The organism is Brevundimonas sp. M20, assembly GCF_006547065.1.
Lineage (GTDB): Bacteria > Pseudomonadota > Alphaproteobacteria > Caulobacterales > Caulobacteraceae > Brevundimonas.
Genome location: NZ_CP041243.1, coordinates 1450161 through 1474510 on the forward strand (window position 1 = coordinate 1450161; position 24350 = coordinate 1474510).

Below are 24350 nucleotides of genomic sequence, written 5' to 3' on the forward strand. Positions count from 1 at the left end.
GAAACGGGGAGGCGATTCCGAACGGGGTCGCCGCCCATAACCGAAAGGGGCCGAGGCCTCCGATGTTGCAAGGCATAGCCTTCTATGTGCTGGCGGCGGTTGCCGTGGTGAGCGCCCTTCTGGTCGTCACCGCGAAGAACCCGGTGCACAGCGTTCTTTTCCTGATCCTGACGTTCTTCACGGCGGCGGGTCTGTTCGTCCTGCTCGGCGCGGAGTTCCTCGCCATGCTGCTGATCGTCGTCTACGTCGGCGCGGTCGCGGTGCTGTTCCTGTTCGTGGTGATGATGCTGGACGTCGACTTCCTGCGGCTGCGCGAAGGGTTCGCGCGGTATATGCCGCTGGCGGTGATCGTGGCGGGCATCCTGCTGGCCGAGATGGTCATGATCGCCCTGGCCACCGTCGTCGGCGGCGCGGCCGCCGACAAGACGGTCCCGGTGGCCTCGACCGCAGACGCCTCGAACGTCGAGACCATTGGTCGGGTGCTCTACACGGACTACGTCTACTTCTTCCAGGCGGCGGGCATCGTGCTGCTGATCGCGATGATCGGCGCCATCGTCCTGACCCTGCGTCACAAGCCCCACGTCAAACGCCAGAACGTCGCCGATCAGGTCGCGCGCGACGCCAAGAAGGCGCTGGAAGTGAAGTCGGTCGCCACCGGCGCGGGCGTCAACCCGGAGGACCTGGTCTGATGGTCGTCACCCTGCAGCACTATCTGGCGGTCGCCGCCATCCTGTTCACCATCGGGGTGTTCGGCATCTTCGTGAACCGCAAGAACGTCATCATCATCCTGATGTCGGTCGAGCTGATCCTGCTGGCCGTGAACATCAATTTCGTCGCCTTCTCGACCTACCTCAACGACGTGTCGGGGCAGATCATGGCCATGTTCGTGCTCACCGTCGCGGCCGCCGAGGCCGCCGTGGGTCTGGCTATTCTGGTGACCTTCTTCCGTAACCGCGGCGACATCGCCGTGGACGACGCCTCGGTCATGAAGGGCTGATCGTGAACCTCCAGCTCCTCGTCACTCTCGGGATCTTCGCGCCGCTGCTGGGCGCGACCATCGTCGGCCTGTCAGGCCGTCGACTGGGCAATGTCCTGTCGCAGTCCATCACCACGGGCCTGCTGTTCTTCGCCTGCGCCGTCTCCTGGACGGTCTTCGGTCAGTGGACGTGGGGGCATCTCGAGCCCTTCACCATCACGCTGGCGCCGTTCATCCACGTCGGCGACTTCGTGTCGAACTGGTCGATCCGGATCGACGCCCTGTCGGCCACCATGCTGGTGGTCGTGACCAGCGTCTCGTCGCTGGTTCACCTTTATTCCTGGGGCTATATGGCCGAGGATCCGGACAAGCCGCGGTTCTTCGCCTACCTGTCGCTTTTCACCTTCGCCATGCTGGCGCTGGTGACCGCCGCCGACTTCATGCAGCTGTTCTTCGGCTGGGAAGGCGTGGGTCTGGCCTCCTATCTGCTGATCGGCTTCTGGTACAAGAAGCCCTCGGCCAGCGCCGCCGCCATCAAGGCCTTCGTGGTCAACCGCGTCGGCGACTTCGGCTTCGCCCTGGGCATCTTCACCGTCTTCTGGATGTTCGGCACGATCCAGTTCGCCGAGCTGTTCCCGATGATCGCCGCCAGGGCGAACACGGGCTGGGAGTTCTTGGGCCACACCTGGTCGGCGCTCGATCTGGCCGCCTTCCTCCTGTTCATCGGCGCGATGGGCAAGTCGGCGCAGTTCTTCCTGCACACCTGGCTGCCGGACGCGATGGAAGGCCCGACCCCGGTGTCGGCCCTGATCCACGCGGCCACCATGGTGACCGCCGGCGTCTATATGGTCTGCCTGCTGTCGCCGCTGTTCGAGTACGCGCCGGGCGCCGCCTCAATCGTCGCCACCATCGGCGCGGTCACGGCCCTGTTCGCCGCGACGGTCGGGCTGGCCCAGAACGACATCAAGCGGGTCATCGCCTATTCGACCTGTTCGCAGCTCGGCTACATGTTCTTCGCCGCCGGCGTGGGCGCCTATGAGGCGGCCATGTTCCACCTGTTCACGCACGCCTTCTTCAAGGCCCTGCTGTTCCTGGGCGCCGGTTCGGTGATCCACGGCATGCACCACGAGCAGGACATGCGGAAGATGGGGGGGCTGTGGAAGCTGTTGCCCGTGACCTATGCGGTCATGACCATCGGCACCATCGCCATCACCGGTCTGGGCATCCCCGGCATCGGCGGTCTGGCGGGCTTCTATTCGAAAGACGCGATCATCGAGAGCGCCTTCGCCGCCGCGGCCTCGGGCCACTCGCCGATCGGCCTGTTCGCCTTCTTCATCGGCATCATCGCCGCCGGTCTGACCGCCTACTACTCGTGGCGTCTGGTGTTCATGACCTTCCACAACAAGCCTGTGTGGAAGGACGAGCATCACGATGATCATGCGCATGCGCACGACGATCATGCGTCGCACGCCCAGATCGAGACCCATGACGAGCCGCTGGCGGACGCGCATGACGATCACGCGCACGACGATCATGGCCACCATGGTCCGCTGAAGCCGCACGAGAGCCCGCCGGTGATGCTGGTCCCGCTGCTGGTCCTGTCGGTCGGCGCCATCTTCGCCGGTCTGGTCTTCGCGCCCTTCTTCATCGGGCACCACGAAGGCGAGTTCTGGAAGGCCGCCATCTTCTCGGGCCCGCACAACCACGTCCTTCATGAGGCGCACAACGTCCCGACCTGGGTGAAGTGGTCGCCGCTGGTGATGACCCTGATCGGCACCTTCGCCGCCTTCTGGCTCTACGTCCTGAAGGAGGGCATGGCCCGCCGGATGGCCGATCGCGGCAGCCCGGTGCACGCCTTCCTGGTCAACAAGTGGTACTTCGACGAGCTGTACCAGTTCGTGTTCGTCAAGGGCGCCAAGGCGCTGGGCGACCTGTTCTGGAAGGTCGGCGACGTGAAGATCATCGACGGGGGAGGGCCGAACGGCTTCGCCTGGTTGTCCCGTAAATTCGCCGGCGGACTGGCCCGCTTCCAGTCCGGTTATGTCTACTTCTATGCGTTCGTGATGCTGCTCGGCCTGGCCGGCTTCCTCGCCTTCGCCATCTATTGGTGGGGAGCCTGATCTTGCCCCAGATCCCCTTCATCCTGAGCGTCGTCACCTTCCTTCCTCTGGTGGGCGCGGCCCTGCTGCTGCTGACCCGTCTGGGCGGCAAGGGCTCGGACAGCGCCGCGCGCTGGATCGCCCTGGGCACGACCCTGGCGACCCTGGCCGTGTCGGTCGTGCTGGTGGCCAATTTCGACGCGTCGAGCGCGGCCTATCAGTTCGTCGAGAAGATCAGCTGGTTCAGCGGCGCGAGCTATCATCTGGGCGTGGACGGGATTTCGATCCTGTTCGTCCTGCTGACCGCCTTCCTGCTGCCGATCTGTATTCTGGCCAGCTGGAACTCGATCAAGGACCGCGTCGGCGACTACATGATCGCCTTCCTGGTGCTGGAGACGCTGGTCATCGGCGTCTTCACCTCGCTCGACATCTTCCTGTTCTACATCTTCTTCGAAGGCACCCTGGTCCCGATGTTCATCATCATCGGGGTGTGGGGCGGCCAGAACCGCATCTACGCGGCGTACAAATTCTTCCTGTACACCTTGCTGGGATCGGTCCTGATGCTGCTGGCCATGCTGTGGATGGCGCATACCGCCGGCACCACCAGCATCCCGGAGCTGAAGGAGTTCGCCTTCTCGCCCGCCGCCCAGCCCTTGCTGTGGTTCGCCTTCTTCGCCTCGTTCGCGGTGAAGATGCCGATGTGGCCGGTGCATACCTGGCTTCCGGACGCCCACGTTCAGGCGCCGACGGCGGGGTCGGTCATTCTGGCCGGCATCCTGCTGAAGCTCGGCGGCTACGGCTTCATCCTGTTCAACCTTCCGATGTTCCCGCTGGCGTCGCAGATGTTCGCGCCGCTGGTGTGGACCCTGTCGGCCATCGCCATCGTCTACACCTCGCTGGTCGCCTTCCGTCAGACCGACATCAAGAAGCTGATCGCCTATTCGTCTGTCGCGCACATGGGCTTCGTGACCATGGGCATCTTCGCCGGCAACGATCAGGGCGTGCAGGGCGCGATCTTCCAGATGCTGAGCCACGGCCTGATCTCGGGCGCGCTCTTCCTCTGCGTCGGCGTGGTCTATGACCGGATGCACACCCGCGAGATCGCCTTCTACGGCGGTCTGACGAGCCGCATGCCGTGGTTCGCCGCCATCTTCCTGATGTTCACCATGGCCAACGTCGGCCTGCCGGGCACCTCGGGCTTCATCGGCGAAATCCTGACCATGACCGGCGTCTATCAGGTGTCGACCTGGACGGCGTTCGTCGCGGCCTCGGGCGTGATCTTCTCGGCGGTCTATGCCCTGACGCTGTACCGCAACGTCATGTTCGGCGAGATCACCAACCCGGCGCTGAAGACCATCTCGGACATCGACAAGCGCGAGCTGCTGATCTTCGTCCCGCTGATCCTCGGCACCCTGTGGTTGGGCGTGCAGCCCGGTCTGGTGCTGGACTACACCAACGCCGCCGTCGCCGGCCTGACGTCCGCCTATCAACTCGCGATCGGTGGCTGAGACCATGATGCCTGATCTGATTTCCGCCCTTCACCTTTCGGCTCCCGAGATCACGCTCGCGGTCGGCGGCCTTGTGCTGCTGATGGTCGGCGCCTTCTCGGGCGAGCGCAGCGCAGGGCTGGTGTCCTGGCTGTCGGTCCTGCTGCTGATCGCCGCCACGGTCGTGACGGTGACCGGCCCGCTCGGCCAGGCCTTCAACGGCGCCTATGTGGCCGATCCGCTGGCCGTCTACGGCAAGGCCGTGATCTTCCTGTCCAGCGCCGCGGCCATCGTGCTGGGCAACGGCTGGATGCACCGCAAGAAGATCGCCAAGTTCGAGTTCCCGATCCTGATCGTGCTGGCCTCGGCCGGCATGGGCATGATGGCCTCGTCGGGCGACCTGATCTCGCTCTACGTCGGCATCGAGCTGCATTCGCTGGCGCTCTATGTGCTGGCTGCCTTCCACCGCGACGACCTGAAGGCGTCGGAAGCGGGTCTGAAGTATTTCGTGCTGGGCGCGCTGTCGTCGGGCCTGCTGCTGTACGGCGCCAGCCTGATCTACGGCTTCACCGGCTCGATGCGCTTTGAGGACATCGCCGCCTACGCCGCCGCCAACCAGTCGACCGGCCTGATCTTCGGTCTGGTGTTCCTGATCTCGGGTCTGGCGTTCAAGGTCTCGGCCGCGCCGTTCCACATGTGGACCCCGGACGTGTACGAGGGCGCCCCGACGCCGGTCGTGGCCCTGTTCGCCACCGCCCCCAAGGTCGCGGCCATGGTGCTGATCGCTCGCACGCTGGAAGGCGCCTTCGCCAACTCCTACGCCCAGTGGGCGCAGGTGCTGATCCTGATCTCGCTGATCAGCTTCGCCGTCGGCGCGTTCGGCGGTCTGGTTCAGAAGGACCTGCAACGCCTGCTGGCCTATTCGTCGATCGCCAACATCGGTTACGCCCTGCTGGGCATCGCCGCGGGGACGACCTTCGGCGTTCAGGCCATGCTGTTGTTCATGACCCTGTACGTGATCGACCAGTTCGGCTTCTTCGGCATTCTGCTGTCGCTGAGCCGCAATGGACGTCCGATCCGCAAGATCAGCGATCTCGCGGGACTGCGTAAGGAGCGCCCCCTGATGACGATCGCGCTGACGATCCTGTCGCTGTCGGTGCTGGGGATGCCGCCGCTGTCGGGCTTCTGGGCCAAGTACTATGTGTTCGGGGCCGCCGCCGAGGCAGGCTACTGGCTGGTCGGCGCCGCCGGTCTGGTCGCGTCGGTCGTGGCCGGCTTCTACTACCTGCGCATCCTGAAGGTGATGTGGTTCGACCCGGCTCCGGAAGGGACCGTGGCGACCGACGCCACGCCGGTCGAGGCCAGGACCATCGCCCTGACCGCCGCCGCTTTCAGCTTCCCGGTCGTGCTCGTCGCCCTGCCGTGGCTGGTGCCGCTGGCCGCGCGCGCCGCGTCGGGCTTCGGAGGCGGCTAGGCTTGGCGACCGCTCCGGTCCTGCTGCTCGATCAGATCGATTCCACCAACGCCGAGGCCCGTCGCCGGGCCGAGGCGGGAGAGACGGGACCACTGTGGATCGCCGCCCGCCGCCAGACCGCCGGGCGTGGTCGGCGGGGCAGGGTGTGGGAAGCCAGTACGGGCAACCTGTTCAGCACCCTGTTGGCCACCACCCGCAAGTCGCCCGCCGAGGCGGCGCAGGTGACCTTCATCGCGGCTCTGGCCGTGACGGACCTGCTGGACCGCTATGCGCCGCCGTCGCTGGTGACGATCAAATGGCCCAATGACGTGATGCTGGCGGGCGTGAAGGCTTGCGGCATCCTGGTCGAGTCCGGCGCCCATGCGGACGGCGGGCTGTGGTTGGCGGTCGGGATCGGGGTTAATCTGGCCGAGGCGCCGCAGGGGACGGAGCGTCCCGCCACCGCCCTGTCGCACCATCTGTCCGCCGCCCACATCGCCCCCCCGAAGGTGGAGCGCGCGGTCGAGGAACTGGCCGGGACGTTCGGCGTCTGGCTGGAGCGTTGGGAGACGCTGGGCTTTTCGCCCATCCTCGACGCCTGGGCGGCGCGGACGCGGGGGCTGGACGGCCCTGCCGTGGCCCGGCTGGGGCATGAGACCGTCGAGGGCCGCGCCGAGGGCGTCGCGCCGGACGGGGCGTTGAAACTGAGACTGGCGGATGGTTCGCTGCGGCTGATTTCCGCGGGCGATGTGTTCTTCGGGGAGGCCCACTGATGCTGCTGGCGATCGAGCAGGGCAACACCAACACGCTGTTCGCCGTCCACGACGGGCGCGAATGGATTGCCCAGTGGCGCGCGTCCACGGACTCGCAGCGCACGGCGGATGAGTATGCGGTCTGGCTGGCCCAGCTGCTGACCACGCGCGGGCTGACGCTGGCGGACCTGACGGGGTGCATCATCTCGTCCGTCGTGCCGCAGTCGATCTTCAACCTGCGCAACCTGTCGCGCCGCTATCTGTCGAGCGAGCCGCTGGTGATCGGCGACAATGTCGATCTGGGCATTCCGGTGCGCATCCTGAAGCCGAGCGAGGCGGGGGCCGACCGGCTGGTCAACGCCATCGGGGCGCACCTGCTGTATCCGGGCGATCTGATCGTCATCGACAGCGGCACGGCCACGACCTTCGACGTCATCGCCGCCGACGGCGCCTTCGAGGGCGGGATTATCGCCCCGGGCGTGAACCTCAGCCTGCAGGCCCTGCACGAGGCCGCCGCAATGTTGCCCCGCATCGCCATCCAGAAGCCGGACAAGGTGATCGGCAAGGACACCGTCTCGAACATGCAATCCGGCGTGTTCTGGGGATACATCGCCCTGATCGAGGGGCTGGTCGCCCGCATCAAGGCCGAGTGGGGCAAGCCCATGACCGTCATCGGCACGGGGGGCGTGGTCTCCCTGTTCGAAGGCGCGACCAACAGCATTGACCGGTTTGATCCGGACCTGACCATCCGCGGCCTGCTGGAAATCTGGCGGCGGAACACCCACCTCAAGGACATATGAAAAAACGAACTGACGACGAACTCGTCTTCCTGCCGCTGGGCGGATCGGGCGAGATCGGGATGAACCTGAACCTCTACGGCTACGGCCCTGAGCGTGATCGCCAATGGCTGATCGTGGACGTGGGCGTGACCTTCGGCGATCTGTCGACGCCCGGCGTTGACGTGATCGTGCCGGACCCCGCCTTCCTCGAGGGCGAGAAAATCCGCGGCATCGTGCTGACCCACGCGCACGAGGACCATATCGGCGCTCTCGGCTGGCTGTGGACGCGCATGAAGGCGCCGCTCTACGCCACGCCGTTCACCGCCTATCTTATCCGCGAGAAACTGCGCGAGGCCGGCATTCTGGATCAGGTGGAGCTGATCGAGGTGCCGCTGGGCGGGACGATCGATCTGGGGCCGTTCCAGGTGACCATGGTCACCATGACCCACTCCATCGCCGAGCCGAACGGTCTGGCGATCAAGACGCCGCTGGGCACGATCCTGCACACCGGCGACTGGAAAATCGATGATGATCCGGTCATCGGCGGCGTCACCGACGCCGACGCCATCACCCGTCTGGGCGACGAGGGCGTGCTGGCGATGGTGTGCGATTCCACCAACGTCTTCGTCGAAGGCTCGGCGGGGTCCGAGGGCGGCGTGCGGGAGGCCCTGTCGGAACTGATCAGCGGCCTGAAGGGGCGGATCGCGGTCGGCTGCTTCGCCTCCAACGTCGCGCGCATGGACAGCGTGATCCGCGCCGCCGAGGCCGCGGGCCGTCGCGTGTCGCTGGCGGGTCGGTCGATGCACCGCATCACAGCCGCCGCCAAGCACGTCGGCATGCTGCATGACATCAAGCCGTTCCTGAGCGAGCAGGAAGCCCGCGTCTGGCCGGCTGACGAAATCCTGTACCTCTGCACCGGCAGCCAAGGCGAGGTGCGCGCGGCGCTGTCACGCGTGGCCGAAGGCACCCACCCCTATGTGAAGCTGTCGAACGGCGATCACTGCATCTTCTCGTCGCGGGTCATTCCGGGCAACGAGCTGTCGGTTGGGCGGCTGCAGGACAAGCTCGCCGACCGGGGCGTGCGCCTCTACACCGAGAAGGATCACCGCGGCATCCACGTCTCGGGCCACCCGTGCCGGGACGAACTGCGCCAGATGTACGAATGGGCGCGGCCGAAGATCGCCGTGCCGACCCACGGCATGCGCCGCCATCTGGTCGAGCACGCCAACCTGGCCCGGGACGTCGGCGTTCCGGAATCGATCACGCCGCGCAACGGCGACATGGTCCGTCTGGCCCCCGGCCCGGCGGCGATCATCGACGAGGTTCCGAGCGGTCGTCTGTACGTGGACGGCGGACGTCTGGTCACCGAACAGGGCGAGGCGCTGCACGAGCGTCGTCACGCCTCGACCAACGGCGTGCTGATCGTCAGCTTCGCGATGGACAAGCGCGGCAAGATCGTCAGCGACATCGACGTGCGCGGCATCGGCCTGCCCGGCGACGAGGAGATGCCCTTGGGCGACTCGCTCGATGATCTGGCGGAACGGGTCGAGCAGGTGGTCGGCAAGCTGAAAGGCGAGGCGCTGGAAGACGAAATGGTCATCGAACAGGCCATCTCACGAGCGCTGAAGAAGGCCAGTCAACAAATCTGGGACCGCAGGCCGATCGTCGAGACGATCATCCTGCGTCTTTAGGATCAGGGCTTTGAAGCGGGCGATGAGGTTCCTATAAGGAGCCGATTCCCCCGCCCAAGGTCTGCCCCCATGCCCGACGTCCCGTCCGAGTTCCGCTACAAACGCGTCCTGCTGAAGGTCTCGGGCGAGGTTCTGATGGGCGACCAGGGCTACGGCATCGACATGAAGACCGTGGCCGACGTGGCGGCGGCCATCGCCGAAGTCTCCCGCGAGGGCGTTGAGATCTGTCTGGTGATCGGCGGCGGGAACATCTTCCGCGGCCTGTCGAAGGCGGCTGGCGACATGGATCGCGCCTCGGCCGATTACATGGGCATGCTGGCGACGGTGATGAACGCCCTGGCCATGCAGGCCGCGCTTGAGAAGCACGGCGTCCAGACCCGTGTGCAGAGCGCCCTGACCATGAACGCCGTGGCCGAGCCCTATGTGCGCCGTCGCGCCCTGCGTCACCTCGAGAAGGGCCGCGTGGTTATCTTCGCCGCCGGCGTCGGCGCGCCCTTCTTCACGACCGACTCGGGCGCCGCCCTGCGCGCCGCTGAAATGGGCTGCGACGCCCTGCTGAAGGGCACCAGCGTGGACGGCGTCTATACCGCCGATCCCAAGAAGGACGCCACCGCGACCCGCTACGACACCCTGACCTATCACGACGTGCTGGCGCGCGACCTGAAGGTGATGGACGCCTCGGCCGTGGCCCTGATGCGTGACTCGGGCATCCCTATCGTGGTCTTCTCGATCCGTGAGGACGGTTCGTTCCGCAACGCCCTGACGGGCAAGGGTCCCTTCACCGTCATCAGCGCGGACGGCAAGGCCGCCTGACAAACCTATAAGAAGCCGAGAGAAACGATCATGGCCAAGCCCGATCTCAAGACCTACCGCGACCGCATGGACAAGGCGGTCACCGCCCTGAAGGAAGAATTCTCCGGCCTGCGCACCGGCCGGGCCAACGCGGGCCTGCTGGACCCCGTGCAGGTCGAGGCCTACGGCTCGACCTCGCCGCTGAACGCCGTGGCCGCGATCAGCGTGCCGGAGCCGCGCCTGATCTCGGTCAGCGTCTGGGACAAGGGCATGGTGGTTTCGGTCGAGAAGGCCATCCGCGCCGCCGGTCTGGGCCTGAACCCGATCGTCGACGGCCAGACCCTGCGTATTCCGATCCCGCCGCTGACCGAAGAACGCCGCAAGGAATATGTGAAGCTGGCCGGCAAATACGCCGAGCAGCAGAAGATCGCCGTCCGCAACGTTCGTCGCGACGCCAACGATGATCTGAAGAAGGCCGAAAAGGCTTCGGACATCAGCCAGGACGAGCAGAAGAAGATGGAGGCCGAGGTCCAGAAGGACACGGACGCGGCCATCAAGCGCATCGACGAGACCTTGAAGGCCAAGGAAGTTGAGATCATGCAGGTCTGAGGTCTCAGACCTGTTCCAGGAACCCGCCGACGCATGAGCGCCGAACCCGCCAGTCAGACGCCCGAAGGTCCCACCTCTCCCGGGCCGCGCCATGTCGCGTTGATCATGGACGGCAACGGCCGCTGGGCCGAGGCGCGTGGTCTGCCGCGCGCCGTCGGGCACCGGGAGGGCGTTCAGGCGCTCAAACGGACGATCCAGGTCGCGCCCAAGCTGGGCATCCAGTGCCTGACCGTGTTCGGCTTTTCGACCGAGAACTGGCAGCGTCCGGCGGACGAGGTGTCCGACCTGATGGGGCTTGTGCGCACCTATGTCGGCAGCGATCTGAAGCGGCTGGAGAAGGCGGGGGTCCGTCTGCGCGTTCTCGGCCGCCGCGAGGGGCTGCCGGCCGACATCGCCAAGATCGTGGACAAGGCCGAGGCCGAGACCGCGCACAATGACAAATTCATCCTGCAGGTCGCCTTCAACTACGGCGGTCGGGCGGACATCGTCGACGCCGCCCGCCGCTATGTCGAACGGGTGAAGGCGGGCGAGACGGTCGAGCCGCTGGATGAGGCCTCGCTGGGCGCCGGACTGTCCACCGCGGGCGGGCCGCCGGTGGATGTGATCGTGCGCACATCGGGAGAATATCGCCTTTCGAACTTCCTGCTGTGGGAAGCCGCCTACGCCGAGCTGGTCTATCAGGACATTCTCTGGCCCGACTACGGCGAGGCCGCCCTGGCCGACGTGGTCGAACAGTTCCGGAGCCGTGACCGCCGCTACGGCGGGCGCCCCGCCGCCAGGGCGGCCGTCTGATGGCGATGAAGCCGCGGGAAGTCGGGCTGAGGTTCGCATCAGGCATCGTGCTGTCCGCCGGGGCGGGGCTGGTCATCTGGGCCGGCGGTGTCTGGTTCCTGGGGCTGATGCTGATCGCCTGCGCCCTGCTGGCCGTCGAATGGGCCCGGATGAGCGCGGCCAGGGCCTGGCCTCTGGTGGCCGGCGCGGTCGGACTGGGGCTGTTCGCCGCCGTAATTTCCGCCCACGTGGGCCAGCTTTCACTGGCGCTGGTCATGCTGGTGTTCTGCGCCGCGGCCGCGGCCCTGTTCGCCCGGAGCCGGGGGCAGGAGGCGCTGGATGCGGCCTATGGCGTGCTCTACCTCGGCTGGCCCGCGATCCTGCTGGTCTGGCTGCGCGCCGGCGACACCGAGACGGCTCCCTATATGGGCGTGTACTGGACAGTCTTCGCCTTCATGGTCACCTGGAGCGCCGACAGCATCGCCTATCTGGCCGGATCCTCGATCGGCGGGCCCAAGCTGTGGCCGCGCTACTCGCCCAACAAGACCTGGTCCGGGTTCATCGGCGGCCTGATCGGCGGCGCGGTGTGCGGCGCCTTGCTGGGCGCATATCTGGATATGGGGATCGGACTGTGGGGCGGGCTTCTGGGTCTGCTCGCCGCGACCGCCACCATGGCGGGCGACCTGTGGGAATCCGCGTTGAAGCGCCGGTACGGGGTCAAGGATGCGGGCAAGCTGATCCCCGGTCATGGCGGGCTGCTGGATCGGGTGGACGGTCTGATGTTCGCCGTCGTGATCGTCGCCTGCGGGAAGTTGATCATGCTCGGTCTGCACGGAGGCGGCGCGTGATCCGCCGTCGCGTGACCGTGCTGGGCTCGACCGGGTCGGTCGGCTGTTCGACGCTGGACCTTATGGCGCAGGCCGAGGCGAGCGGGGCAGGGGCGTTCGAGGTCGAGGTTCTGACCGGGGGCGCCAACATCGCCCGACTGGCCGAGCAGGCCCGACGCTGGAAGCCGAAGCTGGCCATCACCGCCGATCCGGCCCGATTGACCGACCTGCGCGAGGCCCTTTCGGGAACCGGCGTCGAGGCGGCGGCGGGCGAGGCGGCGATCACCGAGGCGGCGACGCGGCCTGTGGACTGGGTGATGGCCTCCATCGTCGGCGCGGCGGGCCTGCGGTCCGCCTGGGCGGCGGCGGGGACGGGGGCGACGCTGGCGCTGGCCAATAAGGAAAGCCTGGTCTGCTGTGGTCCGGCCCTGATCGAACGGGTCAAGGCGTCGAGCGGGCGGCTGATCCCGGTGGACTCGGAGCATTCGGCGATCTTCCAGGTCTTCCCGCATGAGGCGCCGGAGCAGGTGTCGAAGCTGGTCCTGACCGCGTCCGGCGGCCCGTTCCGGACCACGCCGGTCGGCGATATGGCGGGAATCACTCCCGAGCAGGCCGTGGCCCATCCCAATTGGAGCATGGGGGCCAAGATTTCGGTCGACAGCGCCAGCATGGCCAACAAGGGGCTGGAGATGATCGAGGCGGCCTATCTGTTCGATACGCCGGCCGGGCGGATCGATGTGGTGGTGCACCCTGAATCGATCATTCACAGTCTGGTGGAGTACGTCGACGGCTCGACGCTGGCCCAGATGGGGCCGCCGGACATGAAGACGCCGATCGCCTGCGCCCTGGCCTGGCCTGACCGGATCGGCTGGGCCGCGCCCCGGCTGGACCTCGCCGCGCTGGGCCGCCTGACCTTCGAGGCCCCGGATGAGACCCGGTTTCCGATGCTGAAACTGGCCCGTCAGGCGCTGCAGGCGGGGGGCGTGGCCCCGATCGTCTTCAACGCCGCGAACGAGGTGGCGGCCCTGGCTTTCCTTGACCGCCGACTGGGCTTTCTAAATATTGCCGCAGTCGTCGCCGACACCTTGTCGCGCGTGACGGCTTCGGGGGTGGATTCCGGTTCCCAAAACGCCTGCGACGCGGCTCTGGCCGTGGACGCGCAGGCGCGGCGGGTGGCGGAGTTGACCGTTCGGGGTCTCGCAGCAGCGGCCTGACGGCGGAGGATTCTTTTCGGCATGACAGGCTTTATCGGCCAGGCGCTGATCTACATCGTGCCGTTCCTGCTGTTGCTGACGTTCATCGTCACCATCCACGAACTGGGCCACTTCCTTGTCGCGCGCGCCTTCGGCGTGAAGGTCGACCGGTTTTCCATCGGCTTCGGGCGCGCCCTGCTGAGCCGGACCGACAGGAAGGGCATCGAATGGCGGCTCGGGTGGATTCCGCTGGGCGGCTATGTGAAATTCTCGGGCGATCTGGACGCCTCCAGCGTGCCGGACCAGGCGGGACTGGATGAGCTGAAGTCCCGCGTGGTCGCCGAGCACGGCCCGGCGGCGGTGAAAGAGTATTTCCATTTCAAGCCGGTGTGGCAGCGCGCGCTGATCGTGGCGGCCGGGCCGCTGTCGAACTTCGCGCTCGCTCTGGTGCTGCTGACCCTGCTGTTCAGCGTGATCGGCGAGCGGATCGAGGCCCCACGCGTGGCCCGGGTCGCCGAGGGCAGCCCCGCGGCCGCCGCGGGCTTCCAGCCGCGCGATCTGATCACCGCCATCAACGGTCGTCCGGTCACCGAGGGCGTCGAGGTCACCCGGACCATCCTCCTGTCGGCCAATGATCCCCTGACCTTCACCGTTCAACGCGGAGGACAGGTGGTGTCGCTGGTGGCCACCCCGGTCCGTCAACTTGAGGAAGACGAGGTCGCCGGACGCACCAAGGTTGCGCGGGTGGGCCTGTATCTGGGCGCGATGCAGCAATCGGACTTCAGCTATCGCCGCCTGAATCCCTTCGAGGCCGTGGGCAAGGGCGCGGACGCCATGGTGTCGGTCGTCACCACCACCTTCACCTACCTTGGCCGCATTTTCGTCGGCAAGGAGTCCGGGGATTTGCTGAACGGTCCGCTGGGCATCGCCAAGGCCGCGGGCGGCGTGACCAAGCAGGCCGTGGCCTATGAAGCGCCGCCCTCGGTCCTGATCCTGAACCTTGTTCTGACCTATCTGCAGTTCGCCGCCATAGTTTCGATCGGAATGGGTATTGTAAATCTGCTGCCGATTCCCGTGCTGGATGGGGGCCACCTGATGTTCTACGGCTATGAGGCTGTGGCGCGCAGGCCAGTTCCCGCCCGTGTTCAGGAGGTCGGTTACAGGGTCGGTCTTGCTTTGCTGGCGGGATTGATGTTGTTCGCAACCTGGAACGATCTCCAGAAACTGAGTTTGTTCAAATTCCTCGGCGGGCTCGCATGATGAGCCGACGCCAGCCCCCGATGGTTTCCCGTATGATCCGAAAAGACGCGTCCGCCCTTCGTTTCGCCCGCGCCGCGAGCCCAAGCCTTCTGGCTCTGGTCGTGGCCGCCGGCCTCGCCGGACCGGCGTTGGCGCAAAGCGCGCCCGCGCCCGCCGTACAGACCGGCGAGCCGATCACGACCGCTCCGCAGGAGCAGGCCGCGCCGCCGGAGCGTCCGGAGCGCGTGCAGATCGCCCGCATTCTGGTGCGCGGCAACCAGCGCATCGACCAGACCACGGTCCTGTCCTATCTGCCGATCCAGCCGGGCGACGTCGTCGACGCCGCGGTGCTGGACGTCGCGGTCCGCACCCTGACCCGCACCCAGCTGTTCGCCGACGTCCAGCTGGGCGTGCAGCCGAACGGCGATCTGGTCGTCGAAATCGTTGAAAACCCGATCATCAACCAGGTGGTCTTCGAGGGTAACAGCGCGATCGGCGAGGAAAAGCTGACCGAGGAAGTCACCCTGAAGCCGCGCGGCATCTACACCCGCGCCCGTATTCAGGAAGACGTGGGCAAGATCGTCGAGCTGTATCGCCTGTCGGGCCGTATCGGCGCGACGGTGACGCCGAAGATCGTCCAGCTTGAACAGAACCGCGTCGACGTGGTGTTCGAGATCAACGAAGGCGCCGAGACGGGCGTTCGCGCCATCACCTTCCTGGGCAACCAGGCGTTTTCGGACTCTGATCTGCGCGATGTGATGGTCACCAAGCAGTCGCAGTGGTGGCGGCTGTTCACGACCAACGACAACTACGACCCGAACCGTCTGGATTACGACCGCGAGCAGCTGCGGAAATTCTATACGAACCGCGGCTACTACGACTTCCGCGTCCTGTCGGCGGTCAGCGAGCTGGCGCCGGACGACTCGAGCTTCGGCATCACCCTGACGGTGGATGAGGGCGATCGGTACAATTTCGGCACGGTCAATATCGTCACCGAAAGCGAGCGGCTGAACCCGGACTTCCTGAAGCGCCTGCTTCCGATCCGTGAGGGCGACCTCTACGAGAGCGACAAGATCGAAACCGCCGTGGACGCCCTGACGTTCGCCGCCGGTTCGGCCGGTTACGCCTTCGTCGAGATCGAGCCCGAGTACCGCGCGAACCCGGAGACGAATGTCGTCGACGTGACGTTCAATGTTCGCGAAGGCCAGCGCGTCTACGTCGACCGGATCAACGTGGTCGGCAACACCCGCACGCTGGACAACGTCATCCGCCGCGAAATGATGCTGAGCGAAGGCGACGCGTTCAACCGCACCCTGCTGGAGCGGTCGCGTAACAATCTGCGCGCCCTGGGCTTCTTCAAGGACGTCACCGTCGAGGAATCGCGCGGCTCCGCCCCCGACCGGTCGGTGGTCAATGTGACGGTCACCGAACAGCCCACCGGCGAACTGTCGGTCGGTGCGGGCTTCAGCTCGGTCGACTCCTTCGTGCTGAACCTGGGCATCACCGAGCGGAACTTCCGCGGTCGTGGCCAGAACGTCGTGGCCCGACTGGAGTGGGGCTCGCTGCGTCAGCAGATCGACTTCCGCTTCACCGAGCCGAAATTCCTCGGTCGTGACCTGCGCGCGGGCTTCGACGCCTTCCACTCGCGCTACGACCTCAGCGAATATTCGTCCTACGACTACCGGTCGACCGGCGGCGGCTTGCGTCTGTCCTATCCGCTGAACGGCTATACCCTGCTCAGCACCCGATACTTCCTGAAAAGCGATGAGATCATCGTGCCTTCGGGCTATTGCTCGGCGAGCGGCGCCGGCTCGAACGCCCTGTGCGATCAGGTCGGTTCGTTCCTCAACTCGTCGGCGGGCTACACCCTGCTGGTCGACCGCCGGAACGATCCGGTTCGCCCGACCCGCGGCTGGACCGGCACCCTGCGTCAGGACTTCGCCGGCATCGGTGGCGACGTGAACTACATCAAGACCGAAGCCGAGGTGGAAGCCTATTGGGGCATCACCCCCCAGTGGGTCGTCACGGCCAAGGCCCAGACCGGCTATGTCGCAGGCTGGGGCGGGGACCCGGTGCGGATCAACGACCGTTTCTTCAAGGGCGGCAACAGCTTCCGCGGTTTCGAAACCGCGGGTATCGGTCCGCGGGACCTGACCACGACCGACGCCCTCGGCGGCAACTTCTATGCCGTCGGAACGCTGGAACTGACGGTCCCGAACTATCTGCCGGAAGAGTACGGCATCCGCACATCGCTGTTCACTGACGTCGGCACCCTGGGCGTTCTGGACGACCGCTATACGGTCAACTCCTCGGGCCTGCCGGACAGCAACATCGTTGATGATCTGGAGCTGCGGGCCTCCGCGGGCGTCAGCATTCACTGGCGTTCGCCCATGGGTCCGATCCGCTTCGACATCAGTAAGGTTCTCGGCAAGGAAGAGTACGACAAGACCGAGTCCTTCCGCTTCTCGACGTCTACCCAATTCTAACCGTGGGACGCAGTCCCGCTCCAAAGGCCTGACCATGAAACTGATCGCTATCGGCGCCTTCGCCCTCGCTACCCTGACCGCCGGCGCCGCCGCGGCCCAGACCCCGGCCCAGACCCCGGCCCCGCTGACGCATGGCCCGGCCATCACGGGCGTCTGCATCTACAGCCCGCAAGCCCTGCTGCAGAACAGCACCGCCGGCCAGTCGCTGGCCGCCGGCCTGCAACGTTTGGGCGAGGAAGTTCGCGGCGAGCTGGCTCCTTACGGCGCCTCGCTGGAAAGCGAAGCCACCGCCCTGCAACAAGGTGGCCAGGCCGCGGATCCGGACGGTTCGCGCGCCCGCGCCTGGCAGACCCGTCTGCAGGAAGCCCAACAACTGGAGCAGACCCGCGCCAACGAGCTGCGCTACACCGAGCGTCTGCAGACCCAGACCATCGTGAGCGCCGCCCGTCCGGTCGTCGCCGCCCTGTATCAGGAGCGCGGCTGCAGCCTGTTGCTGGACGGCAGCTCGATCCTCGCCGGCAACCCGGCCATGGACATCACCCCGGCCGCCATCCAGCGCCTGAATCAGGCGCTGCCGGCTCTGCCGACGTTCCAGCGCAGCGCGGTTCCGGCCGAGCTGCAGCAGTAAGCCAAGGCCCGGAATGCCTGACCCGCGATTTTTCGAAAGCCTGACGACGCTCGACGTCGCCGGGCTGGCCGAAAGGATCGGGGCCGAAGTGTCGCGCGGCGGAGACCGAAAGGTCTCCGCCGTTGCGCCTTTGGGGACCGCCTCATCGACCGACGTCGCCTTCATGGGCGTAAGCAAGTTCGCTGAACAGCTCAGGGCCACCGGGGCCGGTTGCGTGATCGTGCCCGCCGCGGCGGTGGAGCTGGCGCCGGAAGGCGCGGCGGTTCTGGTATCCGGAACGCCCCAGGCCGCCTGGGCGGCGGCGTCCCTGCTGTTCCATGCGCCCCGCAGCCTCACCGTGGCGGCGGAGCGGGCCTCGGTCGTCGAGGACGACAGCGTGGTGCTGGAGCCCGGAGTGGTGCTGGGCGAGGGCACCCGTATCGGCCGCGGCACGCGGATCGGCGCCAACACCGTCATCGGGCCCGGGGTCCAGATCGGCCGGGACTGCCACATCGGCCCGAACGTCAGTGTCGGCTTCGCCCTGATCGGCGACAGGGTGAAGCTGTACGCGGGCGTGCGGATCGGCGAGCCGGGGTTCGGCGCCGCCGGATCGGCGACGGGCGCGGTGGACGTGCCGCAGCTCGGCCGCGTCATCCTGCAGGACAATGTCACGGTCGGCGCCAACACCTGCATCGACCGCGGCGCCTATGACGACACGGTCATCGGCGAGAACACCAAGATCGATAATCTGGTCATGATCGCCCACAACTGCGTCATCGGTCGCAACTGCCTGATCGCGGCGCACACCGGGATTTCCGGCTCGGTCGTGGTCGGCGACGGCGTGATCTTCGGCGGACAGGCCGGCGTCGGCGATCACCTGAAAATCCACGACGGCGCGCGTATCGCCGGCGGCGCCGGTATTCTGGCCGACGTGCCGGCGGGTGAAACCTGGTCGGGTTATCCCGCGAAACCCATTCGGCAATTCTTGCGCGAGACCGTCTGGGTGTCCAAACAGGCGCGGGGCAAGGCCCGCGGGAAGACAGAGCAATGAGCGAAGACGTCAATATTGATTACGCCGAGGTGATGCGGCGACTGCCGCACCGCTACCCCTTCCTGCTGGTCGACAAGGCCGAAGCCTTCGTGCCCGCGACCTCGATCACCGGCATCAAGAACGTCACCCACAACGAGCCGTTCTTCCCGGGCCACTTCCCGATCGATCCGGTCATGCCGGGCGTGCTGATCGTCGAGGCCATGGCCCAGACGGGCGCCCTGTTGATGTCCAAGACGCTGGACGTCGCGGTGGCCGACAAGGTCATCATGTTCATGTCCATCGACGGCGTGCGCTTCCGCAAGCCGGCGCGGCCGGGCGACCAGCTGCGCATGGAGGTCAAGGTGATCAAGGCCCGGGGCGACGCCTACAAGTTCCGCGGCGAGACCTTCATCGACGGAAAACTGGCGGCCGAGGCCGAGTTCATGGCCATGGTCGTCAAGGTGGACCAGCCGGCGACCTGATGGCGATCCATCCCACAGCCGTCATCGACGCGAAGGCCGAGATCGCCGCCGGGGCCGAGATCGGACCGTGGTGCACGGTCGGGCCGGGCGTGGTCCTGTCCGAGGGCGTGCGTCTGGTCAGCCATGTAGTCGTCCAGCAGGACACGACGGTCGGCGAGCGGACGATCATTCATCCCTTCGCCGTCATCGGCGGTGATCCGCAGCACACCGGCTACAAGGGCGAGACCGTCCGGCTGGAGGTCGGCGCGGACAACGTCATCCGTGAACACTGCACCTTCAATCGCGGCACGCCGCAGGGCAGCGGCGTCACGGTGATCGGTTCGAACAGCCTGTTCATGACCGGCGCCCACGTCGGGCATGACTGTGTGGTTGGAAGCAACGTCACCTTCGCCAACAACGCGACCCTGGGCGGCCACGCCCGGATCGGCGACCGGGTCTTCCTGGGCGGTCTGGCGGCGGTGCACCAGTTCGGCCGGATCGGTCAGGGCGCCATCGTCGGCGGCCTGTCGGCGGTGACGCGCGATGTGATCCCCTACGGCTCGGCCTGGGGCAACCATGTGAAGCTGCATGGGCTGAACCTGATCGGGCTGAAGCGGAAGGGGTACGGCAAGGACGCGGTGCGTCGCCTGCTGGCCGCCTATCGCGACATCTTCGAGGGCGATGGCCTGTTCGCGGACCGCCTGACCGCCGCAGCTGAAACCTATGCGGACCTGCCGGAAATCCAGGAGATCATCGCCTTCATCCGCGAGGATACCCGGCGTCCGGTGGCGCTGCCGGAACGATGAGCGGCAAGCTGGCCCTGATCGCCGGAGGCGGGGCCCTGCCCGTGTCCGTCGCCGCGCGCTGCGAGGCCGAGGGGCGTCCGGTGTTCGTCATCCGTCTGGCCGGGTTCGCCGATCCGCACCTGGCCCACTACCCGGGCATCGACGCGGGCATGGCCGAGATCGGCAAGATCATGTCGGCGATGAAGAAGGCGGACTGCAAGGCGGTTTGTCTGGCCGGGACGGTCAACCGCCCGGATTTCAAGACTCTGAAGCCCGATCTGAAGGGCGCTATGGTCCTGCCGGGCATTATCGCCGCGGCGACCAAGGGCGACGACGCCCTGCTGCGCAAAATCCTGTCGCTGTTCGAGGCCGAGGGGTACGCGGTCGAGGGCGCCGACGACATTCTGGGCGGCGAGACCCTGCCGTCCGGGGCGCTGGGCAAGGTTCAGCCGACCGACGAACAACTGGCCGACCTTCGCAAGGCGCTGTTCGTGGCGGGCAAGACCGGCGAACTCGACATCGGGCAGGGCGCGGTCGTCTGTGACGGGCTGGTGCTGGCCGTGGAGGCCCAAGAGGGCACCGACGCCATGCTGATGCGGGTCGCGGGTCTGCCCGGCGACCTGCGCGGCTCGGCGTCGGCCCGCAAGGGCGCGCTGGGCAAGGCGCCCAAGCCGATCCAGGACCTGCGGGTCGACATGCCGGTCATGGGCGCGCGCACCATTGAAATGGCCGCCGCCGCCGGTCTGGCGGGCGTGGGCGGGGTGACGGGCAGGCTGATCGTCATGGACCGCCCGTCGCTGATCGAAGCCGCCGACCGGTTGGGCCTGTATGTCTGGGGCGAGGACCAGTGAGCCGTCCGTTGAAAATCATGCTGGTCGCGGCCGAAGCCTCCGGCGATGCGCTTGGCGCCGGTCTGGCGCAGGCCCTGCGACAGCGGCTGGGGGCGGATGTGATCTTCGTCGGCGTCGGTGGACCGAAGATGGCGGCTGAAGGCGTCGTCAGTCCGTTCGACATCGCCGAGCTTTCGATCCTCGGGTGGATCGAGGGGCTGAAGGCCTATGGGCTGGTCAAGCAGCGGGTGGCCGACACGGTCGCCCACGCGGTGGCGGAAAAGCCGGACGCGGTCGTGCTGATCGACAGCTGGGGCTTCACCATCCGGGTCGCCAAGGCGCTTAAAGAGGCGCTGCCGGGCGTGCCGCTGATCAAATATGTCGGGCCGCAGGTCTGGGCCTCGCGTCCCGGCCGCGCGAAGACGTTGGCGCAGTCGGTGGACCATCTGCTGGCCCTCTACGCCTTCGACGCGCCGTGGTTCGAGCGGGAGGGACTGGAGACCACGGTTGTCGGCTCGCAGGCCCTGCACGTGGACATGGGCGCGGCCGACCCCGCCGCCTTCCGCGCCCGCCGGGGCATCGCGCCGGACGCTGATCTGTTGCTGGTTCTGCCGGGTAGTCGCCCGTCTGAAATCCGCCTGATGACCCCCGTCTATGAGGGCGCGGTGGCGAAGCTGAAGCGGGACAATCCGGCGCTGGAAGTGGCTGTGGTCGCCGCAGGCACGGTTGCGGAAGATGTCGCCGGTCGCATCGCGGCCTGGCCGTTCCGCGTGCATCTGGTCTCTGAATCCGAGAAGTATGATGCGATGAAGGCCGCGACGGTGGCGCTGGCGACCAGCGGTACGGTCTCGACCGAACTGGCGCTGGCCGGGGCGCCGATCGTGATCGGCTACCGCTTCCAGCCGCTCAGCTATGCGATCATGAAGCCCTTCTTCACGGGCAAGTACGCGACCCTGTTCAACCACGCCGCCGATGAAGAGATCGCGCGTGAGCTGATCCAGAAGGACGCCACGCCCGAGAGCGTCGCCGCCGAGGTTGGCCGTCTTCTGGCCGATCCGGAGGCCCGACGCGCGCAGGCCGAACGCCAGACGGCGGCGCTGGACCTGATGGGCCGCAATGCCCCCGATCCATCCAGTCTGGCGGCGGATGCGGTGCTGCGGGTCATCGCGGCGAAGGCGGGCGTCTGACATCGTGACCACGCCGGTGTTGATCCTGATCCCCGGCCTTCTGAACGACGCGGGCCTGTGGCGGGACCGGGACGGGGCGGCGGCCTGCCGGACGGGGCGGTTCTGAAATGGCGCGCGCCCTGAGCTCGCGCCGCGCGGCCGAGGTGCGGGCGGCCCTGCAGATCGCGGTGGGCGCGGTCGTGGCCTTCTATCTGGCGACCGCCCTGCGGCTCCCGCATCCCTACTGGAGCGTGATCTCCGCCATCGTCGTGATCCAGACCAGCGTGGGCGGCGGTGTGCTGACGGTGGCGCGGGATCGCAGCATCGGAACCCTGGTCGGGGCGGTCGTGGGGGGCGTGGTCGCCTTCGCACGACCCGAGGGCGTGAACTGGATGATGGCGGGGCTCGCCGCGTCCGTGGCCGGTCTGGCCTTCTTCGGAACCGGCCGGCCCTGGCTTAAGGTGGCGCCGGTCACGGCGGCCATCGTCATCGCCGGCGCCGCGGGGCCGGAAGGGCCGGCGCAACTGGCGCTGGACCGGGTGATGGAGATCCTCGTCGGCAGTGGCGTGGGCGTCGTCGCCATCCTGCTGCTGTTCCCGCATCACGCTCGCCAGACCTTCAAGCTGCAGGCGCGAGAGGCGGCCGGAAAGGCGGCGGCCCTGCTGGAACTGGTGATGAGGGGGGAAGAAGCGGATCAGGGGGAATTGGCGCGCAGGCATGCCGATCTGAAGAAGCGTCTGGACGGGCTGGGGCAGGCGGCGACCAGTGTGATCGACCTGCCCGGCGCGCAGAAGGAGACGGCGGACCGGGCGGCGCTGGTGCGGACCTTCTGGCGGGTGCGCAGCGACATCGTCATTCTGGGACGAGGATTCCAGGTCAGCGGCGCGCTGGAGCGGCTGGAGCCCTGGGCGCTGGCGGTTTCAACCGCCGTGGACCGCATGGAGGCGCTGTCGCGCGGCGTGCCGGTCGAACCGCTGGATGACCCCGACGCCACATTGAAGTTGGGCGGCGCGGAACCGGACGGCGATCTGGCGCGGGGGGCGGCGGCTATCGGCCTGACGCACATGCACCGGGACCTGAACGACCTGATTGGTCGCTTCCGCGATCTGCACCTGATCTAGACGCCGCGACGTCTCGGCTTCATCTTCGTACGCGGGTCGGGCTGTGCCGTGATCCGTCGGAGATCAGACCATGACCAGCCCCAAGGCCCCCAAAAAGAGCGAAACCATCGAGGTCCGCGTGCCCTACGGCGCCAAGACCGCCTTCGCCACGCGCTGCCGTGAGAACGGCGTGACCGTCAGCGAGGCGGTGCGGGCCTTCATGGAGCGCGAGATCGGAGGGGCGCCGCGTGCGCGCCCCCGGCTGTGGTATGCGGCGGCGGCGCTGGCCGCGGGACTGGCCCTCGGCGCGGTGGCCGCGCCCTCACTGGCCCAGACGCAGGGCCACAGGCAGGAGCCGCACAGTTCACGCGCCGCCTTTGATCGGCTGGACGCCAACCGCGACGGCGTCCTGAGCTATGACGAGTTCCGGCCCTGGAGGGCGATCTAGTCGATCGGTTTGAAGAACCGGCCCGACTGGAGATTGAACCAGGTCCAGGGCTTGAACAGGCCCGCGCCGGGCTTCCACGAGGCGACGATGATCTCGGCCTTGCCGACGATGTTTTCGGCCGGCAGCAGGCCCACGCCGACGTCGGCGGGCCAACGACTATCCAGCGAGTTGTCGCGGTTGTCGCCCATCATGAAATACTGGCCCTCGGGCACGACATAGACGCCCGTGTCATCGCCCTGCTGACCCGAACCGCCGTCGTAGGTCAGGTAGGGCGTGCCGTCGGGTCTGGTCTCGCGCACCTGCAGCACCTGACGCTCGGGGGCGTCATGGTCCTGAACGATATCGAGCGGGGTCCGTCGGATCGCACGACCGTTGATGAAGACCGTGCCGCCCATGACCTGAACCCGGTCGCCCGGCAGGCCGATGACCCGCTTCACCCAGGTCTGGTCCGGCGCGCTGGGGCGGCGGAACACCACGACGTCGCCGCGTTCGGCCTGTTTTCCGAACAGCCGGCCCGAGGGCAGGGGCGGGTTGAAGGGCAGGGACGCCCGGCTCCAGCCGTAGGCGAATTTGGACACCACCACATAGTCGCCGGTCACCAGTCCGGGCTCCATTGAGGACGACGGGATGGTGAAGGGCTGGAACAGGCTGGTCTGGATGGCGGTGGCCGCCAGCAGGCCGATCCCGATGACCTTGGCGGTCTCGAGCATTTCGTGGACGGGGCCGGGAGAAGGTTTGGCGTCTTCGGTCATGGGGTCAGCAAAGAGGG

The 24350-nt window shown here is 67.0% G+C and carries 24 protein-coding genes; 23 read left to right on the forward strand and 1 reads right to left on the reverse strand.

Annotated features, from left to right (window positions below; all coding sequences use genetic code 11):
* Positions 1–62 precede the first annotated feature (62 nt).
* The 23 genes from FKQ52_RS06925 to FKQ52_RS07035 all read left to right on the forward strand — a co-directional run bounded on the left by FKQ52_RS06925 (position 63) and on the right by FKQ52_RS07035 (position 23581).
* Entirely contained in the window at positions 63–689 is a 627-nt protein-coding gene (locus FKQ52_RS06925) for an NADH-quinone oxidoreductase subunit J (RefSeq protein ID WP_141626505.1), read from the forward strand.
* Positions 689–997 carry an NADH-quinone oxidoreductase subunit NuoK gene (gene nuoK / locus FKQ52_RS06930; RefSeq protein ID WP_141626506.1) on the forward strand — a complete coding sequence of 103 codons (309 nt, stop codon included), beginning with the start codon at positions 689–691 and terminating at the stop codon, positions 995–997. The genes FKQ52_RS06925 and nuoK overlap by 1 nt, the downstream gene beginning before the upstream one ends.
* Before the next feature lie 2 nt (positions 998–999).
* Positions 1000–3096, forward strand: a complete 2097-nt coding sequence (gene nuoL / locus FKQ52_RS06935) for an NADH-quinone oxidoreductase subunit L (RefSeq protein WP_141626507.1) — start codon at positions 1000–1002, stop codon at positions 3094–3096.
* Positions 3097–3107: 11 nt separating this feature from the next.
* Positions 3108–4583: an NADH-quinone oxidoreductase subunit M gene (locus tag FKQ52_RS06940; protein ID WP_141628267.1), complete on the forward strand. Its 1476-nt coding sequence runs from the start codon at positions 3108–3110 to the stop codon at positions 4581–4583.
* 7 nt (positions 4584–4590) lie between these two features.
* Positions 4591–6036: an NADH-quinone oxidoreductase subunit NuoN gene (gene nuoN / locus FKQ52_RS06945; RefSeq protein WP_141626508.1), complete on the forward strand. Its 1446-nt coding sequence runs from the start codon at positions 4591–4593 to the stop codon at positions 6034–6036.
* 2 nt (positions 6037–6038) lie between these two features.
* Positions 6039–6788, forward strand: a complete 750-nt coding sequence (locus FKQ52_RS06950) for a biotin--[acetyl-CoA-carboxylase] ligase (protein ID WP_141626509.1) — start codon at positions 6039–6041, stop codon at positions 6786–6788.
* Positions 6785–7567, forward strand: a complete 783-nt coding sequence (locus FKQ52_RS06955; RefSeq protein WP_141626510.1) for a type III pantothenate kinase — start codon at positions 6785–6787, stop codon at positions 7565–7567. Before FKQ52_RS06950 ends, FKQ52_RS06955 begins: the two co-directional genes overlap by 4 nt.
* Entirely contained in the window at positions 7564–9237 is a 1674-nt protein-coding gene (locus FKQ52_RS06960; RefSeq protein WP_141626511.1) for a ribonuclease J, read from the forward strand. The genes FKQ52_RS06955 and FKQ52_RS06960 overlap by 4 nt, the downstream gene beginning before the upstream one ends.
* Positions 9238–9306: 69 nt before the next feature.
* Positions 9307–10050, forward strand: a complete 744-nt coding sequence (gene pyrH / locus FKQ52_RS06965) for a UMP kinase (protein ID WP_141626512.1) — start codon at positions 9307–9309, stop codon at positions 10048–10050.
* A gap of 30 nt (positions 10051–10080) precedes the next feature.
* Entirely contained in the window at positions 10081–10638 is a 558-nt protein-coding gene (frr, locus tag FKQ52_RS06970; protein ID WP_141626513.1) for a ribosome recycling factor, read from the forward strand.
* 33 nt (positions 10639–10671) lie between these two features.
* Complete coding sequence (uppS, locus tag FKQ52_RS06975; protein ID WP_141626514.1) at positions 10672–11430, forward strand: polyprenyl diphosphate synthase; 759 nt, start codon at positions 10672–10674, stop codon at positions 11428–11430.
* Entirely contained in the window at positions 11430–12257 is an 828-nt protein-coding gene (locus FKQ52_RS06980) for a phosphatidate cytidylyltransferase (protein WP_141626515.1), read from the forward strand. The genes uppS and FKQ52_RS06980 overlap by 1 nt, the downstream gene beginning before the upstream one ends.
* Complete coding sequence (dxr, locus tag FKQ52_RS06985) at positions 12254–13450, forward strand: 1-deoxy-D-xylulose-5-phosphate reductoisomerase (protein ID WP_141626516.1); 1197 nt, start codon at positions 12254–12256, stop codon at positions 13448–13450. The genes FKQ52_RS06980 and dxr overlap by 4 nt, the downstream gene beginning before the upstream one ends.
* A gap of 21 nt (positions 13451–13471) precedes the next feature.
* Positions 13472–14689, forward strand: a complete 1218-nt coding sequence (locus tag FKQ52_RS06990; protein WP_141626517.1) for an RIP metalloprotease — start codon at positions 13472–13474, stop codon at positions 14687–14689.
* Between the two features lie 32 nt (positions 14690–14721).
* Positions 14722–17154 (forward strand): outer membrane protein assembly factor BamA, encoded by a 2433-nt coding sequence (gene bamA, locus FKQ52_RS06995; protein WP_141626518.1) that lies wholly within the window; start codon positions 14722–14724, stop codon positions 17152–17154.
* Between the two features lie 34 nt (positions 17155–17188).
* On the forward strand, positions 17189–17782 hold the full coding sequence (locus FKQ52_RS07000; protein ID WP_141626519.1) for an OmpH family outer membrane protein: 594 nt from the start codon (positions 17189–17191) through the stop codon (positions 17780–17782).
* 13 nt (positions 17783–17795) lie between these two features.
* Complete coding sequence (gene lpxD, locus FKQ52_RS07005) at positions 17796–18812, forward strand: UDP-3-O-(3-hydroxymyristoyl)glucosamine N-acyltransferase (RefSeq protein WP_141626520.1); 1017 nt, start codon at positions 17796–17798, stop codon at positions 18810–18812.
* Positions 18809–19273 (forward strand): 3-hydroxyacyl-ACP dehydratase FabZ, encoded by a 465-nt coding sequence (fabZ, locus tag FKQ52_RS07010; protein ID WP_141626521.1) that lies wholly within the window; start codon positions 18809–18811, stop codon positions 19271–19273. Before lpxD ends, fabZ begins: the two co-directional genes overlap by 4 nt.
* Positions 19273–20058, forward strand: coding sequence for an acyl-ACP--UDP-N-acetylglucosamine O-acyltransferase (lpxA, locus tag FKQ52_RS07015; protein WP_141626522.1), 786 nt, complete (start codon positions 19273–19275; stop codon positions 20056–20058). Before fabZ ends, lpxA begins: the two co-directional genes overlap by 1 nt.
* Positions 20055–20888 carry an LpxI family protein gene (locus FKQ52_RS07020; protein ID WP_141626523.1) on the forward strand — a complete coding sequence of 278 codons (834 nt, stop codon included), beginning with the start codon at positions 20055–20057 and terminating at the stop codon, positions 20886–20888. Before lpxA ends, FKQ52_RS07020 begins: the two co-directional genes overlap by 4 nt.
* Positions 20889–20905: 17 nt before the next feature.
* Entirely contained in the window at positions 20906–22054 is a 1149-nt protein-coding gene (gene lpxB, locus FKQ52_RS07025) for a lipid-A-disaccharide synthase (RefSeq protein WP_240811799.1), read from the forward strand.
* Between the two features lie 107 nt (positions 22055–22161).
* Complete coding sequence (locus tag FKQ52_RS07030) at positions 22162–23154, forward strand: FUSC family protein (RefSeq protein ID WP_141626525.1); 993 nt, start codon at positions 22162–22164, stop codon at positions 23152–23154.
* A 70-nt stretch (positions 23155–23224) separates the two neighbouring features.
* Positions 23225–23581, forward strand: coding sequence for an EF-hand domain-containing protein (locus tag FKQ52_RS07035; RefSeq protein WP_141626526.1), 357 nt, complete (start codon positions 23225–23227; stop codon positions 23579–23581).
* Here FKQ52_RS07035 and lepB read toward each other — a convergent pair.
* Positions 23578–24333 (reverse strand): signal peptidase I, encoded by a 756-nt coding sequence (lepB, locus tag FKQ52_RS07040; RefSeq protein ID WP_141626527.1) that lies wholly within the window; start codon positions 24331–24333, stop codon positions 23578–23580. The genes FKQ52_RS07035 and lepB overlap by 4 nt on opposite strands.
* Between the last annotated feature and the right edge of the window lie 17 nt (positions 24334–24350).

What these genes read in the sequence shown, in the direction of transcription:
- frr (WP_141626513.1), top strand. Translation starts at nt 10,081, where the DNA reads ATGGCCAAGCCCGATCTCAAGACCTACCGCGACCGCATGGACAAGGCG.
- lpxA (WP_141626522.1), top strand. Translation starts at nt 19,273, where the DNA reads ATGGCGATCCATCCCACAGCCGTCATCGACGCGAAGGCCGAGATCGCC.
- fabZ (WP_141626521.1), top strand. Translation starts at nt 18,809, where the DNA reads ATGAGCGAAGACGTCAATATTGATTACGCCGAGGTGATGCGGCGACTG.
- bamA (WP_141626518.1), top strand. Translation starts at nt 14,722, where the DNA reads ATGATCCGAAAAGACGCGTCCGCCCTTCGTTTCGCCCGCGCCGCGAGC.
- FKQ52_RS07020 (WP_141626523.1), top strand. Translation starts at nt 20,055, where the DNA reads ATGAGCGGCAAGCTGGCCCTGATCGCCGGAGGCGGGGCCCTGCCCGTG.
- FKQ52_RS07000 (WP_141626519.1), top strand. Translation starts at nt 17,189, where the DNA reads ATGAAACTGATCGCTATCGGCGCCTTCGCCCTCGCTACCCTGACCGCC.
- uppS (WP_141626514.1), top strand. Translation starts at nt 10,672, where the DNA reads ATGAGCGCCGAACCCGCCAGTCAGACGCCCGAAGGTCCCACCTCTCCC.
- FKQ52_RS06990 (WP_141626517.1), top strand. Translation starts at nt 13,472, where the DNA reads ATGACAGGCTTTATCGGCCAGGCGCTGATCTACATCGTGCCGTTCCTG.
- FKQ52_RS06980 (WP_141626515.1), top strand. Translation starts at nt 11,430, where the DNA reads ATGGCGATGAAGCCGCGGGAAGTCGGGCTGAGGTTCGCATCAGGCATC.
- lpxB (WP_240811799.1), top strand. Translation starts at nt 20,906, where the DNA reads ATGCTGGTCGCGGCCGAAGCCTCCGGCGATGCGCTTGGCGCCGGTCTG.
- pyrH (WP_141626512.1), top strand. Translation starts at nt 9,307, where the DNA reads ATGCCCGACGTCCCGTCCGAGTTCCGCTACAAACGCGTCCTGCTGAAG.
- FKQ52_RS07035 (WP_141626526.1), top strand. Translation starts at nt 23,225, where the DNA reads ATGACCAGCCCCAAGGCCCCCAAAAAGAGCGAAACCATCGAGGTCCGC.
- FKQ52_RS06925 (WP_141626505.1), top strand. Translation starts at nt 63, where the DNA reads ATGTTGCAAGGCATAGCCTTCTATGTGCTGGCGGCGGTTGCCGTGGTG.
- nuoK (WP_141626506.1), top strand. Translation starts at nt 689, where the DNA reads ATGGTCGTCACCCTGCAGCACTATCTGGCGGTCGCCGCCATCCTGTTC.
- lepB (WP_141626527.1), bottom strand. Translation starts at nt 24,333, where the DNA reads ATGACCGAAGACGCCAAACCTTCTCCCGGCCCCGTCCACGAAATGCTC.
- FKQ52_RS07030 (WP_141626525.1), top strand. Translation starts at nt 22,162, where the DNA reads ATGGCGCGCGCCCTGAGCTCGCGCCGCGCGGCCGAGGTGCGGGCGGCC.
- FKQ52_RS06960 (WP_141626511.1), top strand. Translation starts at nt 7,564, where the DNA reads ATGAAAAAACGAACTGACGACGAACTCGTCTTCCTGCCGCTGGGCGGA.
- nuoN (WP_141626508.1), top strand. Translation starts at nt 4,591, where the DNA reads ATGCCTGATCTGATTTCCGCCCTTCACCTTTCGGCTCCCGAGATCACG.
- lpxD (WP_141626520.1), top strand. Translation starts at nt 17,796, where the DNA reads ATGCCTGACCCGCGATTTTTCGAAAGCCTGACGACGCTCGACGTCGCC.